The organism is Candidatus Liberibacter solanacearum CLso-ZC1 (assembly GCF_000183665.1).
GTDB classification, from domain to species: Bacteria; Pseudomonadota; Alphaproteobacteria; order Rhizobiales; family Rhizobiaceae; genus Liberibacter; species Liberibacter solanacearum.
This window is the reverse complement of the sequence record NC_014774.1, coordinates 624,055-639,013: the sequence shown is the minus strand read 5'-3', so window position 1 is coordinate 639,013 and position 14,959 is coordinate 624,055. Positions and strand designations below refer to the sequence as shown.

The window sequence follows — 14,959 nt, the reverse complement described above, 5'->3', positions numbered from 1 at the left end:
ATATGGAGGACAACATGAATATGAAAAAGCTAAGTTTAATTTCTACAGTTGCAATTCTATCAACAGCCGTTTCCTTAGGTGGTTGTAATAATACGAAACCTAAAGCAAAAGAATCGGCAGATAAAGTAGCTAAATTAGCTAAAGAAGTAGCTACACCAAATAAAGAAGATCAAAAAGATAAAGAAGTTACCGAAACTAAAGAAGATAAACCAACTGAAGCACCTAACGCAGAAAATGATGATAAATCATCTGAAATAGCTGGAATACAACAAGTGAATAACTCTAACTAACTCCGCTTCTTCTGAACGATTTTATCAGTGTACCAAAAACCAAGGATACAAGCGATAATATCTTGTTCAAATGGGCTTAAGATCGAAAGGGGGCTTCTATCAAAGACGCCCTCTTTTACACACACAATCCCCCAGACCAATAACGGATAAATAATGATCCAAAAAAAGGTTGTGAGAGGACGGATTAAGGCATTAAAGCCATCAATCCATTTGATACCACTCTTGAACTTTTGAGCTTTTATTCTTGCTAATCTGATTGGCTGATCAACTTTAAGCTCTTCAATTGCGTATTTGATATCTGCAAGATCTAGCTGAGTAGAGCCCCGTGCCAACTCAAGCTTCGTCTTATCATATTCAATCGATTGCTTCTGCATCAGATATATACTAGTTTTACTTTGACAAGATCAATGATTGGACAGTTATTATTCTATGGTAAATCTGGCTAATACGTTTCTTCTATGGTCACTACCTTGTCCCATTCTTCCAATGAGTCCATTTTTTCCTTTGGAGTAAAATAAAACATCATTCTTACTACTTGGCATAGAAATGGATGACTTAATCAAATCAGATATCTCGAAAAAAGTTGATATCAAAGGTATAGCAAACTATAAAATAGACAATAGAATATTGAAAAAATGTAAAGCAAAATTTAACAAATAAAGATTTGAGTATACTTTGATTATAAAAGATAGATTGAATATTCAATAGCAAGCATTAATTGATAAATACAATTGATATTATGAATCACATACCTTAGCAACACAAAAAAATATAAGATTAAGATAAGAATATAGTCATTCTATAGATCTTCTCAATAATATTTTATTTTCATACCCTATGATTGATCTTCTTTTTAATAAATTTTATTTTTGATTATTGATTGTGTTCTTTAAATGAATTTCTTTCATATACAGCAAAAAAATATGTAATCTATATAAGAGATTTAAAATGCATACCATCAAAAGCAGGAACAACACGCGAAGGAGTACTTCTGAATACCTTATCATAATCTAAATCAACATGCATATGCGTTAAAATGGCATTCTTAGGATTAATAAGATCAATTTTTTTCAAGGACTCGGATAAAGAAAAATGACTACCATGCAAACCATTTCTGAGAGCATCAATAATTAAAAAGTCTAAGTTTTGCAATTTCTCCAAGCTTTCATCTGGAAATGAATTGACATCCGTACAATAAGCAACATTACTAAAACGAAAACCTAACGAAGAAATCTTTCCATGTCGTTGCAATATAGGAATAGCCTCAATGACTCCCCCAGCACCTTTTACACTTATAGGAACATCCTTTTCTATAATGCGAGGATTAGCAATAGGTAAATAAGAACTCCCTTCAGGAGCCTTAAAACAATATCCAAAAGAATTAACGAGGTTTTCCATACAATCCGGAGCAGCATAAACATCTATAGGATGTTTCTGCTGAAGAAAATATCCCCTGAGTCCGTCTATTCCGTGGACATGATCTGCGTGTTCATGAGTATATAACACTGCATCAATAGAAAGAACCTTTTCCCGCAACATCTGCATATAAAAATCAGGCCCAGTATCAATGATTACAGTTGTATCACCACCTCGTTCCGACACTCTAGAAACCTTTAAAGATGAACGAGTACGACGATTTTTAGGATTTTTAGGATCACAAAGACCCCAATCACCCGTAATGCGAGGAACACCTGGCGAAGCAGAGCATCCTAAAATAGTAAAATAATAAAAATCTTTCATCAAAAAACACACTTAGACATTTTTGAAAACAACCTAAAAGCATTCTCAGTTGTTTTTTCCATTAACTCTTCGTAAGAAATACCCTTCTCCCTAGCAAGAACCTTAGCCGTATTAACAACATAAGACGGCTCATTACGCCTTCCCGAACACGGAACAGGAACAATATAAGGGGAATCTGTTTCAACAAGCAATCGATCCATTGGAATGCTTTGTGCAATAACCCTCAAACCATCATACTTAGGAAAGGTGATCATACCTGAAAAAGATATATATCCTCCTAATTCCAAACAAATATCTGCTAATTTCTGACTAGATGAAAAACAGTGAATAACAAAGGAAAAAGGTCCTTTTTTTATTTGTTCTTGTAACAAGGCAATCATATCTTCATCTGCAGAACGGCTATGTATTACTAAGGGAATACCCGTTATACGAGCCGCTTCTATATGACGCAAAAAAACGGTTTTCTGATCTTCTATTGTATCAGCGTTATGATAACGATCTAGACCCGTCTCACCAATAGCAACGACCCTCGGATGCGAAGCCAAACATACTAATTCATCAACCAATACCTCAAGCTCTTCATGAGCATGACACGGATGAGTTCCGATTGAACAAAAAACCGAAGAAGGGTAATCTTGACACAGCGTAATTAGAGGGACAAAATCCTTTACCTTGATCGCAATAGCAATCATTTTCAGAACACCTGCCTTATGAGATCGCATGATAACATCATGACGATCTCCATCAAAGTCAGGCAAAGCCAAATGGCAATGTGTATCTATCAACATCATGAAACCACTACAAGAAACGAGGGAAGAGTGGCATAAAGTCTTTATCTATCACCAATCCTACCTTTAATCTTTGATCTAAATGCGCAAAAGAACGATTTTCATCCGCAATAGACAAAATATCAAAAATCTTATTTGCCATACCAGGAACAAAAGGTTGCAACAGAATAGCTAGTTGGCGCACGACATCTACTGTAACATATAAAACAGTAGCTGCACGATCACGATCTGTTTTCACCAAATCCCATGGCTTCTGTGTTGCAAAATACCGATCTACTTCCGATACAATAGATATGACTTGCGCCACTGCTCTATGAATTAATTGACCGTCCATATGTTCACGAATCTCCTGAATATTTTGGGAACAAGCATATAAAATCTCTTTATCAAACTCAACAAATACACCAGGATTTGGCATGACTCCGCCATAGTTTTTCACAATCATAGAAATGGAACGACTAACCAAATTACCGATACCATTAGCAAGATCAGCATTAACACGGTTTTTTACAGTATTGATATCATAGAAACCATCTTTTCCACAAGCAATGTCCCGTATGAGAAAGTAACGTAAGGCATCAACTCCTATTTCCTTTATTACTTCCATAGGATCAATCACATTACCTAATGATTTCGATATCTTTTCTCCCTTGTTGAGAATAAACCCATGTGAAAAAATTGTTTTTGGCAGAGGTAAATTTGCAGACAATAGAAAAGCAGGCCAATAAACTGCATGAAATCGCACAATATCCTTTCCTATAACATGCAAATCAGCAGGCCAAAACTTTGCCTTTTCTCCATTTGGATGAGGCAAAAGCCCCGTTGCCGTCAGATAATTAGTCAAAGCATCAATCCAAACATACATAATGTACTGAGGATCGTTAGGAATTTTTATTCCCCAATCAAAAGTTTTTCGAGAAATAGAAAGGTCTTTAAGCCCTGATTTTACGAAGGAAACAATCTCATTGCGTCTTTCTAAGGGTAAAATAAATTCTGGATGAGAATCATAATAAGCAAGCAACTTGTCCTGATAAGCAGATAAACGGAAAAAATAACCCTCTTCTTCCATCCATTGAACAGGATTTTTCTGAGCATTATAGTGCTGACCATCTTCTCCTTTATAAACTTCATCATCGCCACAATACATCTCATCACGCAACGAATACCATCCTGAATAAAACCCCTTATATATATCTCCTTTATCTAATATTTTTTGCCATAATATCCTGCAAGTATCATGATGACGCTTTTCCGTTGTGCGAATAAAATCATCGTACGAAATACCGAAAACATCAGCCATTTGGCGAAAATCAGCACTATTTTGATCAACAAAAATTTTTGTTTCTATACCAGCATTTTGCGCTGATTTGGCAATTTTTTGTCCATATTCATCGGTTCCTGTCGTAAACAAGACATCTAAACCATCTAAACGATGAAAACGTGCCAAAACATCTGCTATAATCATTTCATAAGCGTGTCCAATATGTGGTTTAGCATTTGGATAGGCAATAGCTGTACTGATATAAAATTTTTCACGCCCTTTTGTCAACTTTTATACCCCTAATTGAACTACACCATCTTTAAAAACCTAAGCTAACATAAAATAGCATATTACTCAAATAGCATAAAAAATACGCTCATATATAATATTACAATCCCTTGCTTTTTCAAGGAGATAGAAAATAATCTGTCTACGATCTAAATTATAAATATAAAAAGAATCAACTTTTTTCTTAACAGAAGAATAAATTTGCACAATTTGATCTGCCTCTTCAAGTTTACCGGATAAAGCCGCTTCCTTAGCTCCTTTAAACATCTCTTTCATAATAAATTCTACAAAAAAATCAAAAGCTATCTTTTTATCTTGAGGCGACAATTCATCAGAAATTTGTTGCATTTTGTACAACAAAGACTTTTCCTCTTGCGCATGCATTAGATCAATGTAAGAAGCAATGATTTTATCACAACCATAGTTTAAAATCTTTATTGCCCTAGAAACACTACCATAAGATGCAATGTTTATAAGATCTATTTTTGAGTGTAGATCTACAATCTTTAAGTTCTCAAGAGCTTTATACAAATTTTTTTCAGAAAGAGTCTTAAACTTTACCGACAAACAACGTGAGCGTATTGTTGGTAAAATAACGCGAGAAGCATGTGATATAAGGATAAAAACAACTTTTTTAGGAGGTTCTTCCAAAGATTTTAGCAGGGCATTGGCAGCATTATTGTTCATTCCATCCACAGGATCAATTATAATAACGCGCCAATAGCCTTTATCGGCGGTAAGAGATAAAAAATGCCGAATACGCCGAATTTCATCAACAGTAATAACTGTACGTAATTTTCCCGTCTTTACATTTAATGGATATGATAAATACAAAAAATTATGCAATGCGCGAGAAGCCATCTGTTTAACAAAGGGTGAATTGGGATCGGGGCTACACATCTGAGAAGGAGCATTTCTAAAGTCAGGATTTTGCAAAACATGACGCGCATAATGAAATCCTAAAGTAGCCTTACCAATTCCTTCTTCTCCTTCAAAAAGAAAGGCATGGTGCATCTTGCCAGAAGAATAATACTGTGACAAGAATTCTTCTATTTCTTCATGACCAAACAACTTCCTATTGTAGATGGGATCAAGTATACCATCTATCATCGACTTCTATCTCCCTTTGGAGGGCGAGGGAAAGAACGTTTCTGCATCAATTCCCAAACAATATTCAAAATATGAGCCGCAACATCTTGAAAAGGATGGGTCGCATCAACAATACGACAACGCTCTGGTTGATCGCGTGCAATATCTAAAAATATCCTACGCCTTTTTTCATGAACAATCCAATCTTTTCGTTCGAAATAATCTAAACTTGAATTTTTTTTCAAAGAATATCGATGCCGAATACGTTGTAGCCCGACATCTACAGGAAGATCTAAAATAATTGTACAATCTGGAACGATACCTTGAGTAGAGACTTGTTGCAGAGAATCTAAAAAAGTTTTCTTAAAATCATCTTTCTCACCTTGATAAGCATAGGACGAATCTAAAAAACGATCACAAAGCAAAATTTTACCTTCTATCAATGCGGGGCGAATAACATTTTCTACATGATCCAAACGGATAGAAGAAAATAAAATAGATTCCGCATAAGCACCAAATTCATCAACCCCACCCGTCAACAACACATGCCGAGCAGCCTCTGCTACAGGAGTTCCTCCCGGTTCACGCGTAATCTGCACATCATAATTATTTTTTTTCAGAAATCCTGCTAGGTGCGAAATATGCGTTGTTTTCCCTACCCCTTCAATTCCTTCAAAGCTTATAAATAATCCTGAATTCACAATTCACCCTATTGAATATAAAAATATTTGCAGAATAATACTTTTGCTTGATTAATACACATAGCGTTTGTTTCACAAAAATTTATTTACTACGATGTTTCTACTTCATACTATGGATAGTTCGATTGTTTTTCCATAACATACACAATATTTTTTATTATGATATTTTATGTTTAAAGATGAGGAGTAACTTAATGTATCCTACGCTCATCAATTCATCTTATTTTAAACGGATTCTTACGATTGTTATACTCAACAAATTAACTTGTCTATCCAACATCAATTCTCCAATAGAAAAAACGTATTTAAGTTATAAAACTTTCACGTTCTAAGGAGAGATTTTTACATATCACAAAACCATTCACGAACAATCTTTCATTCCAAATTTATAACATTAACATTTATTTTACCAAAAATTGAGATATTTTGCACTGTTATTGTAAAATATTTATGATATACACTGATGATATAAATTTTTTATTTCCTTAGTTATCAATAATCAGTGTTTAAAAAAACACTATGATTAATAACCTCAATGATCACGCTGAAATGATATGATGGACGATAGTATTGATCTTTTCTCGACGTTACCACCTCAAAATAAAGAGTCATCTAAAAAGTTCGAAGATTCGGATAAATTAGATAGCACCAATATACATAAAAATCATACTGTCTCCGACAACTATGACGCTTCTTCAATTCGTATTTTAGAAGGATTAGAGCCGGTACGCATGAGACCGGGAATGTATATTGGCGGGACAGATGAAAAGGCGTTACATCATCTTTTTTCCGAAGTTATTGATAATGCAATGGATGAAGTCATTGCTGGTCACGCTGATCTTATCGAAGTATCACTAGATAATAACGGCTTTTTGACCGTCGTCGATAATGGTCGCGGTATTCCTGTAGATAATCATCCAAAATTTCCAGATAAATCAACCCTTGAAATTATCATGACAAAATTGCACGCTGGAGGAAAATTTGATAGCTCTACCTATGAAATATCAGGTGGATTACATGGTGTAGGAATATCAGTAGTCAATGCCTTATCAGATGAATTAGAGGTAACTGTCATGAGACAGAATACCGTATTTTCACAAAGATTTTCTCGAGGCATTCCTTTAGGTCCTCTAGAGAAAATTGGGAAAGTACGCAATAAACGAGGCACTAGCATAAAATTTCGCCCTGATCCAAAAATTTTTGGAGAAAATGCTAGTTTTAACGCTAGCCGTCTTGTGAAAATAACAAAATCCAAGGCTTATTTATCTGGACGTGTCAAAACATATTGGTCTTGCGACAAACAAATTGCAGAAAAATACAATATTCCAGAAAAAACAGAATTTTATTTCCCTGGTGGCTTAAAAACATACCTACAGACAAGATTAAAAAATCGCTCTCTAATTTCATCTGAAATTTTTACTGGAAAAACAGAAAGAAAAGGATCCAATCCTGGATCTATAGAATGGGCAATTGCTTGGTGTGAAGAAGATCCTGAAATAACCTCTTATTGCAATACGATTCTTACCGACGAAGGGGGATCTCACGAATCAGGACTCCGTGTCGCCCTTACCCGAGGAATAAGAAAATATGCCGAGCTCACTCAGAATAAAAGAGCTGCTCTCATTACAAGCGATGACATCATGATTTCTGCTGTCGGCATTTTATCTGTCTTTATTCCTGAACCTGAATTTGCAGGACAAACTAAAACAAAGTTAGTATCATTTGATGCCCAGCGTATTGTAGAAAACGCCCTGCGCGACCCTTTTGATCATTACTTGGTTAAAAATCCAGTTGAAACGACAAAATTATTAGAATGGGTAATTGAACGCTCTGAAGAACGTCTGAGGAGACGTAAACAAAAAGAAGTCAATCGCAAAACAGCTATGCGGAAACTCCGCCTTCCGGGCAAATTAGCGGATTGTTCGCAAAATATGGCTAAAGGAACAGAACTCTTTATTGTAGAAGGAGATTCAGCCGGGGGATCAGCAAAACAAGCAAGGAATCGCAATAACCAAGCAATACTTCCCTTGCGTGGCAAAATTCTGAACGTTGCAAGTGCGGGATTAGAAAAGATTCGGACTAGTCAACAAATATCAGATCTTATCCAAGCATTAGGATGTCGTACAAGATCACAATATCGAGAAGAAGATCTTCGATACGAGAAAGTGATTATTATGACTGATGCTGATGTTGATGGCGCCCACATAGCCTCTCTTCTCCTAACTTTTTTCTACCAAGAAATGTATGGGCTGATTGAACAGAAACATCTTTTTTTGGTCTCCCCCCCTCTTTTTAGAATAACCCAAGGCTCAAGATCAATATATGCACGTGATGAAGAACACAAACAAGAAATTCTAAAAGACTTTAGAGAAAAAGGAAGAGGGAAAATAGAAATCAATCGCTTTAAAGGATTAGGGGAAATGTTAGCATCACAATTGAAAGAGACAGCGATGGATGCTACAAAACGTACTCTTCTCCGTGTGGAATTATGTAGCGATCAAGAATCTTTTGAAAAAACAAAAGATTCAATTCATAAATTAATGGGAACTAAGGCAGATGAACGTTTTAAATTTATTCAAGAAAGAGCAACTTTTGTAGATTAAGATAGGTTTGTAATTGCAATAAGTAATGGATAGAATAAAAAAATTCTGGATTATATTTTCAGTATCTTATAAATTATAATGCCGTTTCTTAAATATCCCTTGTGACATAAAAATGGTGATCTTCCAATCTTAAATACGATCGATAAAGGTATAAATCCATGAGAGAAATAATATTAAATCCTCAAAGAATAATGCGTTGGACTATCATCTTTATAGTCTTAGCATGTATTTATTTTCTCAAAGGATTTTTTGCTCCAGTTCTCACTGCCCTTATTATCGGTTTTGCAAGTTGGCCAATATACAGTTTGTTTATTTCAAAAGAAGAAAAGTCTTTTACTCTTGAGGCAACTATTGCCACTCTAACGGTTATTTTGTTGTTCATTATTCCACTCTTATTTTTTTCTTATTACACAACATTAGAGATCAAAAATTTAGCATCGTATGTGGCCTTAGTTAACGAGAAAGGTATTCCCAAGCCTAGTTGGTTGTCTCACATTCCTGGTGGCGGTGTATGGGCGGGATTATGGACAAAATATCTTTCTCCCCCTCAAAGCCTCATGACCCTTACTGAAAATATTTTAACAACAAACGGTACTCAATTCACATTAAAATTCGTATCTTATTTCAGTAATTGTATATTCGATTACTTGTTATCTATTATCTTTATGCTAATTGCTTTATTCTTTTTTTATCGCGACGGGCTTTCCATGTCTCTACAATTAGATTCTTTGGGAGGATACCTCTTACCTGTATATTGGGAAAAGATATCAAGGATTATCCCCAGGGTTATTAGATCAACCTTTGTAGGAATGACAGTTATTGCCATCGGAGAAGGTTTAGTATTAGGATCTGCATACTGGATAGCTGGTGTTCCTTCATATACTGCATTAGGGGTTATAACCGCCATTATGGCCATGATTCCTGGAGGGGCTCCTGTTTCATTTACAGTCGTATCCATTTATCTCGTGATCAAAGGTAGTATTACTAATGCTATATTACTTTTTTCTTGGGGAGCGATTGAATTATTCATCGTTGATAAAACACTTAGGCCATTTCTTGTCGGAGGACCTATAAGACTACCATTTCTTCCTACTTTTTTTGGTTTGGTTGGAGGTGTAAGAACGATGGGTTTGCTAGGACTATTCATCGGACCAGTGATCATGGCATTGATGACAGTAATTTGGAAAGAATCTATTCTTGCGATAAGAGAAAATAATCTCAAGAGAAAACCAACAAAGACTTAAATTTTCTAGATGTAGATCATATGTAAATCATATGAGTTTATTAAAATGCTCTTTTATAATGGCATGTAGAAGAGTATCTAATCATTGTTTTTTTTATCTAAAAAGATCTTTATAATATTAATCTCTCATCTTTTTGATATACAAATCCCAGGTCATTTTTTCCCTTAGGAAAGATGAATCTATGAGTGTCATATTATCAATATGTAGCAATACACATTATTGAGTAATCGTTATTCACTGAAAAGTGACTTTTTCTTATGCCGCCACAATAAACCGAGAAGATTTATTTTCTATTGAACGGACAAATCGTCTGTTAACGTCTAAGTGTATTCTTTCAATCATTTCTAATAATTCTTCTTTAGGAAAACCACGAATATTTCTTTTTCGCACTCGTTCTAATAATTTTTCTACTATAATACTTGGATTTATTACAACGGAATCAACGGCAATTTCACGCCAAATCATTGTTGCCTCAACAAAAATTTCACTAATATCAGAAGTAAGTCCAACTAATTCATAGAGGGAACGAACAACATGAAAACCACCCGTAGAGAGAATAGAATAGACTCTATCTTGATTATATTCCGAAATCTTTGCCAAAATGATAGAAACAAACTGAATTGATCCAATTACAATGGCATAAATTAAAAGAACTGGAGTTAACTGTCCCTCTTCTTGCAAAATTTCGACGAGTTCAGATATATTTTGCGAGTCATTCACATTGGATACCATTTCAAGAATACCCACTCTTATGTTTTCCTCAGAGAGTACTTTGATCCGACGAAAAGAAATGACTGTATTCATAATTTTTGATTGACATAGAGAATTGCAAACATTTTTTATCAACAAATATCGAGCTTTTAAAGATAAATCAGAACGCAACGATAAAAGGTTTCTTATGTAAGGATTATGAGAAAAAAGTTTTGCTATACGCATTAATAACACACTGGATAAGCAAGCTGATTTATTCTCCAATAAAGCAATAATATTATCTATACATCCAATCTCTATTAAATTTTCCGCGACAACATGCGATAATTGATACCGTGAAGCTATAAAAATACATGTCAAATTGCCTCCTCGAGCAATAAGATCAATCAAATCGTTGTCATTTAAAACAGGCGAATGCAGGATGATAGTCCCTGATACATCAGGGTGATCTTCACTAAGAGCTAGAATAACATGTTTTGGAGCGGTATTAGATAATGCTATCGCACGGGCAAGAGATAAACGTACTTGCGAAGAAGGATCATCCAGTAGATGTGTCATTGCCAAGACCAAAGAATCTTTTTCATCAGCTAATAATTCTTCCATGCACCAAGTTCTACCCAAAATACGGGCAATACAAATCCTTTCTTGTAATTTAGCTGTTTTAGCCCATTTGATAAATGATTGTACGCTCACAGTGATCCTCAAAAATAACTTAATAACGCTTAAAAATTATACTGGAAAGGTTAATTGTTAGTTCGTATTTTTCAGAATCAATCCTATTTATGTCTCATTATGATCACACTCACATGTAATAATTTTTTTATTTTTCAAAATATCTTATATGAATTTGAAAAAATATTTAAAAAGAATTCATTCAAACTGTATACTGATTGAAAGTGATAGGAGATTTTTTATGTTCATAGTTGCTGGTCTTGGCAATCCTGGAAATGAGTATTCTGAGAATCGCCATAATATTGGTTTTATGTGCGTTGATAGGATTCATTCGTTTCATTCTTTTCCTTCTTGGAAGAAGAAATTTTCTGCCGAAATATCAGAAAAACATCTTGACGACATACGAATCATTCTCCTCAAACCACAAACTTTTATGAATTTATCGGGAAAATCTCTCATAGAAGTGATTAATTTTTATAAACTCTCTCTCCAAAACTGTTTGATTATTCATGATGAATTAGATCTTTCATTGGGAATATTGCGTCTTAAAACCGGCGGTGGAGATGCGGGGCATAATGGTTTAAAATCAATTAGTGAAAAATGCGGAAAAAATTACAAACGCCTCCGCATCGGAATTGGACGCCCCCAAAACAAAGAATATGTTATCAAACATGTTTTAAGTGATTTTTATCCTTCCGAACAATCCGTTTTATTCCCTATATTAGATAATATTGCACGACATATTCCCCTACTAGTTAAAAAAGAAGATGATTTGTTTCTAAACTATGTTGTGCAAAGGCAAGAGCTAAGTTCTAAAATTATTTCTTTATAAGCGATACAATACATACTATAAAAAAAATCAGATCATTACACCTTATCCTTGAGTTAATCCAAATGATTTGACTTCACAAAGGGAAGGATGTTTTTTTTAAAGAGGATAAATTTATGGGTTTTAAATGTGGTATTGTCGGACTTCCTAACGTTGGAAAATCAACTCTTTTTAATGCATTAACGCGTACAGCAACAGCTCAAGCAGCTAATTATCCCTTTTGCACGATAGAACCAAATTCTGGTGAAGTCGCTGTTCCTGATCCTCGGATGCATAAATTAGCTGAGATTGCCAAATCAAAAGATTTAGTCCCCACTAGTATGTCCTTTATAGATATTGCCGGAATAGTACGTGGCGCATCAAAAGGAGAAGGGCTTGGAAATCAATTTTTAGCTAATATTCGTGAAGTAGATGCCATTATACACGTACTCCGTTGTTTTGATGATGAAAATATTATTCATGTTGAAGGTCGGATTAATCCTATTAATGATATTGAGACAATAGAAACGGAATTAATGCTCTCTGACCTTGAGAGGCTTGAACGTCTTTTTGAAAAGAATAAAAAACATAAAAATCATAAATCTGAAAATATACAACTAACCCAATCAATTATCTCTTCATCTTTACGCTTGATAGAAGAAGGAAAAACAGTTCGCAGTTTATTACAATCTCTTGATTCAGATGCGCTATCTATCTTTAAAAGTTTCAATCTTCTCACTGCTAAACCAATGCTTTATATCTGCAATGTTTCGGAAAGTGATTGTAAAAAAGGCAATATGCATACGGAAGCAATTCAAAAATTAGCCACCCAACAAAATGCAGAAATGATTATAATTTCTGCCGCCATCGAAGAAGAAATATCCCAACTTCCAGAAGAAGAACGAGCTTTGTTTATGGAAGATTTGGGAGTTTCTGTATCAGGACTCGAATTACTCATTCGATCTGGATACAGACTTCTTGACTTAATAACATATTTCACGGTTGGACCTAAAGAAACACGTGCTTGGACAATTCTTCGTGGTACAAATGCTCAGAAAGCAGCTGGTTTCATTCACTCTGATTTTGAACGAGGATTTATACGTGCTCTCACAATCTCCTATGAAGATTACATAGCAATGGGAGGAGAACGTGCTGCAAAAGAATCAGGAAAGGCACGCGATGAAGGCAAGGATTATATCGTAAAAGATGGTGATATAATGCATTTTCGATTTAACGTATGATGTTGCTCAAAAGATGTATCGTATGTAGAACGTTATCCAATTACAAGAATATTGGTATATTATTTCAAAAATTAGCTTCTATTAGATCAAATAAATGCTATATTATCAACATTTTATCAGTTCAAGGTTTTTATTTAGATTGCAACGATTTTATATCTTGAGATATTATTCCAATGGTTTTATAAGTAATAGGAATTTTTGTGACATATCCCTATGATGTACAATTTATTCTAAATATCGTTCATTTTTTGGAAAAAAATATATGGTAAAGCATAAAGTTGCTTTTTTGACAGCTGGAGGCATTGCTCCGTGTCTATCTTCAGTTATTGGTATGCTCATTAGTCGTTATAATGAGATTCTTCCCGAAGCAGAGTTAATTGCTTATCGTTCTGGATATCAAGGACTACTCTTAGACGATAAGATTGAAATATCTCATGATATGCGTCAGAATGCGGAGAAATTGCTGTCTTATGGTGGTTCTCCTATAGGCAATAGTCGTATCAAATTAACGAATATTAATGATTGTATCAAGCGGAATTTGATCAAGGAAAATGAAAATCCTTTAGAAGTAGCCGCTCATAACCTTATGAAAAATAATGTTACTATTCTTCATACAATAGGAGGAGATGACACAAATACAACAGCTTGTGATCTTCTCAATTATCTGAAAGAAAAAGGTTATAATATTACTGTTGTTGGATTACCGAAAACGATCGACAATGATATTGTTCCAATCCATCAATCTTTAGGTGCTTTGACAGCGGCTAAAGTCAGTGCGCAATTTTTTGACAATATTTCTAATGAACGCAGTGCATCTCCTAAAAGTCTTATTATACATGAAGTCATGGGCAGAAATTGCGGATGGCTGACAGCCTATGCTGCACGCTCTTACTTAGATATGATTCGCGATAGAGATTATGTCAATGGGCTTATTTTTTCTCCTGAGTTTAAAGCTATAGATGGTATTTATTTGCCGGAGATGTCCTTTAATCTTGAAGAAGAGACTGAACGTCTAACCATGATTATGGAAAAAAAGGGATCTGTAGCTCTTTTTGTATCTGAAGGGGCTTGTCGTGATGTTATCGTGAGTGATCGTCTATCATCTGGTGATAAAATTCAGCGAGATTCTTTTGGGCATATTCTTCTTGATAAAATCAATGTTGGCTCTTGGTTTTCTGATAAATTTGCCAATCTCATCAAAGCAGAACGTTCCATTGTGCAGAAATCAGGCTATTTTGCTCGATCTGCTGCTTCTTCAGAAGAAGACCTTATTCTTATAAGGAAAATGGTTATTCTCGCAGTAGATGGAGCAATTGCTGGTATATCTGGTGTTACAGGAGAAGATGAGAGGAAAAACAATCTTTTGCGAATCATTGAGTTTGAAAATATTCTCGGAGGAAAGATTTTTGATATAAAAACACCTTGGTTTTCTGATATATTACAACATACAGGACAGAAGTACTAAAAAATTTATTATGGATAGAGATATTTTATAATATTCTCATTCTAATTTTTATAATCTA

The 14,959-nt window shown here is 34.6% G+C and carries 12 protein-coding genes and 1 pseudogene; 6 read left to right on the top strand and 7 right to left on the bottom strand.

Annotated features, from left to right (window positions below; translation table 11 throughout):
- The first annotated feature begins 14 nt into the window (after positions 1-14).
- Positions 15-290 carry a small effector proten gene (locus CKC_RS02920; RefSeq protein WP_013462002.1) on the top strand — a complete coding sequence of 92 codons (276 nt, stop codon included), beginning with the start codon at positions 15-17 and terminating at the stop codon, positions 288-290.
- Here CKC_RS02920 and CKC_RS02915 read toward each other — a convergent pair.
- From CKC_RS02915 to tmk, 6 genes and pseudogenes are all read right to left on the bottom strand, one after another.
- A pseudogene (locus CKC_RS02915) lies at positions 287-676 on the bottom strand (hypothetical protein); the annotation flags it as partial. The gene CKC_RS02920 and the pseudogene CKC_RS02915 sit on opposite strands and share 4 nt — an antisense overlap.
- Positions 677-1,220: 544 nt before the next feature.
- A complete protein-coding gene (locus CKC_RS02910; protein ID WP_013462000.1) occupies positions 1,221-2,030 on the bottom strand; it encodes an MBL fold metallo-hydrolase in 810 nt (269 codons plus the stop codon).
- Positions 2,030-2,818 carry a TatD family hydrolase gene (locus CKC_RS02905; protein WP_013461999.1) on the bottom strand — a complete coding sequence of 263 codons (789 nt, stop codon included), beginning with the start codon at positions 2,816-2,818 and terminating at the stop codon, positions 2,030-2,032. Before CKC_RS02905 ends, CKC_RS02910 begins: the two co-directional genes overlap by 1 nt.
- A gap of 10 nt (positions 2,819-2,828) precedes the next feature.
- Positions 2,829-4,367, bottom strand: coding sequence for a methionine--tRNA ligase (gene metG, locus CKC_RS02900; RefSeq protein WP_013461998.1), 1,539 nt, complete (start codon positions 4,365-4,367; stop codon positions 2,829-2,831).
- Between the two features lie 66 nt (positions 4,368-4,433).
- A complete protein-coding gene (locus tag CKC_RS02895) occupies positions 4,434-5,477 on the bottom strand; it encodes a DNA polymerase III subunit delta' (RefSeq protein ID WP_013461997.1) in 1,044 nt (347 codons plus the stop codon).
- Positions 5,474-6,157, bottom strand: a complete 684-nt coding sequence (gene tmk / locus CKC_RS02890; protein ID WP_013461996.1) for a dTMP kinase — start codon at positions 6,155-6,157, stop codon at positions 5,474-5,476. The genes CKC_RS02895 and tmk overlap by 4 nt, the downstream gene beginning before the upstream one ends.
- 557 nt (positions 6,158-6,714) lie before the next feature.
- On the opposite strand from tmk, the gene parE reads away from it, so the two are divergent.
- Positions 6,715-8,760: a DNA topoisomerase IV subunit B gene (gene parE / locus CKC_RS02885; protein WP_013461995.1), complete on the top strand. Its 2,046-nt coding sequence runs from the start codon at positions 6,715-6,717 to the stop codon at positions 8,758-8,760.
- A gap of 158 nt (positions 8,761-8,918) precedes the next feature.
- Complete coding sequence (locus CKC_RS02880) at positions 8,919-10,004, top strand: AI-2E family transporter (RefSeq protein ID WP_013461994.1); 1,086 nt, start codon at positions 8,919-8,921, stop codon at positions 10,002-10,004.
- A gap of 255 nt (positions 10,005-10,259) precedes the next feature.
- Here CKC_RS02880 and CKC_RS02875 read toward each other — a convergent pair whose 3' ends face one another.
- On the bottom strand, positions 10,260-11,408 hold the full coding sequence (locus CKC_RS02875) for a DUF2336 domain-containing protein (RefSeq protein ID WP_013461993.1): 1,149 nt from the start codon (positions 11,406-11,408) through the stop codon (positions 10,260-10,262).
- Between the two features lie 220 nt (positions 11,409-11,628).
- On the opposite strand from CKC_RS02875, the gene pth reads away from it, so the two are divergent.
- The 3 genes from pth (at position 11,629) to CKC_RS02860 (ending at position 14,901) form a co-directional block, all read left to right on the top strand.
- Entirely contained in the window at positions 11,629-12,219 is a 591-nt protein-coding gene (gene pth, locus CKC_RS02870) for an aminoacyl-tRNA hydrolase (RefSeq protein ID WP_013461992.1), read from the top strand.
- Between the two features lie 113 nt (positions 12,220-12,332).
- On the top strand, positions 12,333-13,436 hold the full coding sequence (gene ychF, locus CKC_RS02865) for a redox-regulated ATPase YchF (protein ID WP_013461991.1): 1,104 nt from the start codon (positions 12,333-12,335) through the stop codon (positions 13,434-13,436).
- A gap of 262 nt (positions 13,437-13,698) precedes the next feature.
- Positions 13,699-14,901: a pyrophosphate--fructose-6-phosphate 1-phosphotransferase gene (locus CKC_RS02860; protein WP_013461990.1), complete on the top strand. Its 1,203-nt coding sequence runs from the start codon at positions 13,699-13,701 to the stop codon at positions 14,899-14,901.
- Positions 14,902-14,959 lie beyond the last annotated feature (58 nt).

Excerpts from the sequence above, each read along its gene's own strand:
- CKC_RS02920 (WP_013462002.1), top strand. The coding sequence starts at position 15 with ATGAATATGAAAAAGCTAAGTTTAATTTCTACAGTTGCAATTCTATCA.
- CKC_RS02910 (WP_013462000.1), bottom strand. The coding sequence starts at position 2,030 with ATGAAAGATTTTTATTATTTTACTATTTTAGGATGCTCTGCTTCGCCA.
- CKC_RS02905 (WP_013461999.1), bottom strand. The coding sequence starts at position 2,818 with ATGTTGATAGATACACATTGCCATTTGGCTTTGCCTGACTTTGATGGA.
- CKC_RS02895 (WP_013461997.1), bottom strand. The coding sequence starts at position 5,477 with ATGATAGATGGTATACTTGATCCCATCTACAATAGGAAGTTGTTTGGT.
- parE (WP_013461995.1), top strand. The coding sequence starts at position 6,715 with ATGGACGATAGTATTGATCTTTTCTCGACGTTACCACCTCAAAATAAA.
- CKC_RS02880 (WP_013461994.1), top strand. The coding sequence starts at position 8,919 with ATGAGAGAAATAATATTAAATCCTCAAAGAATAATGCGTTGGACTATC.
- pth (WP_013461992.1), top strand. The coding sequence starts at position 11,629 with ATGTTCATAGTTGCTGGTCTTGGCAATCCTGGAAATGAGTATTCTGAG.
- ychF (WP_013461991.1), top strand. The coding sequence starts at position 12,333 with ATGGGTTTTAAATGTGGTATTGTCGGACTTCCTAACGTTGGAAAATCA.
- CKC_RS02860 (WP_013461990.1), top strand. The coding sequence starts at position 13,699 with ATGGTAAAGCATAAAGTTGCTTTTTTGACAGCTGGAGGCATTGCTCCG.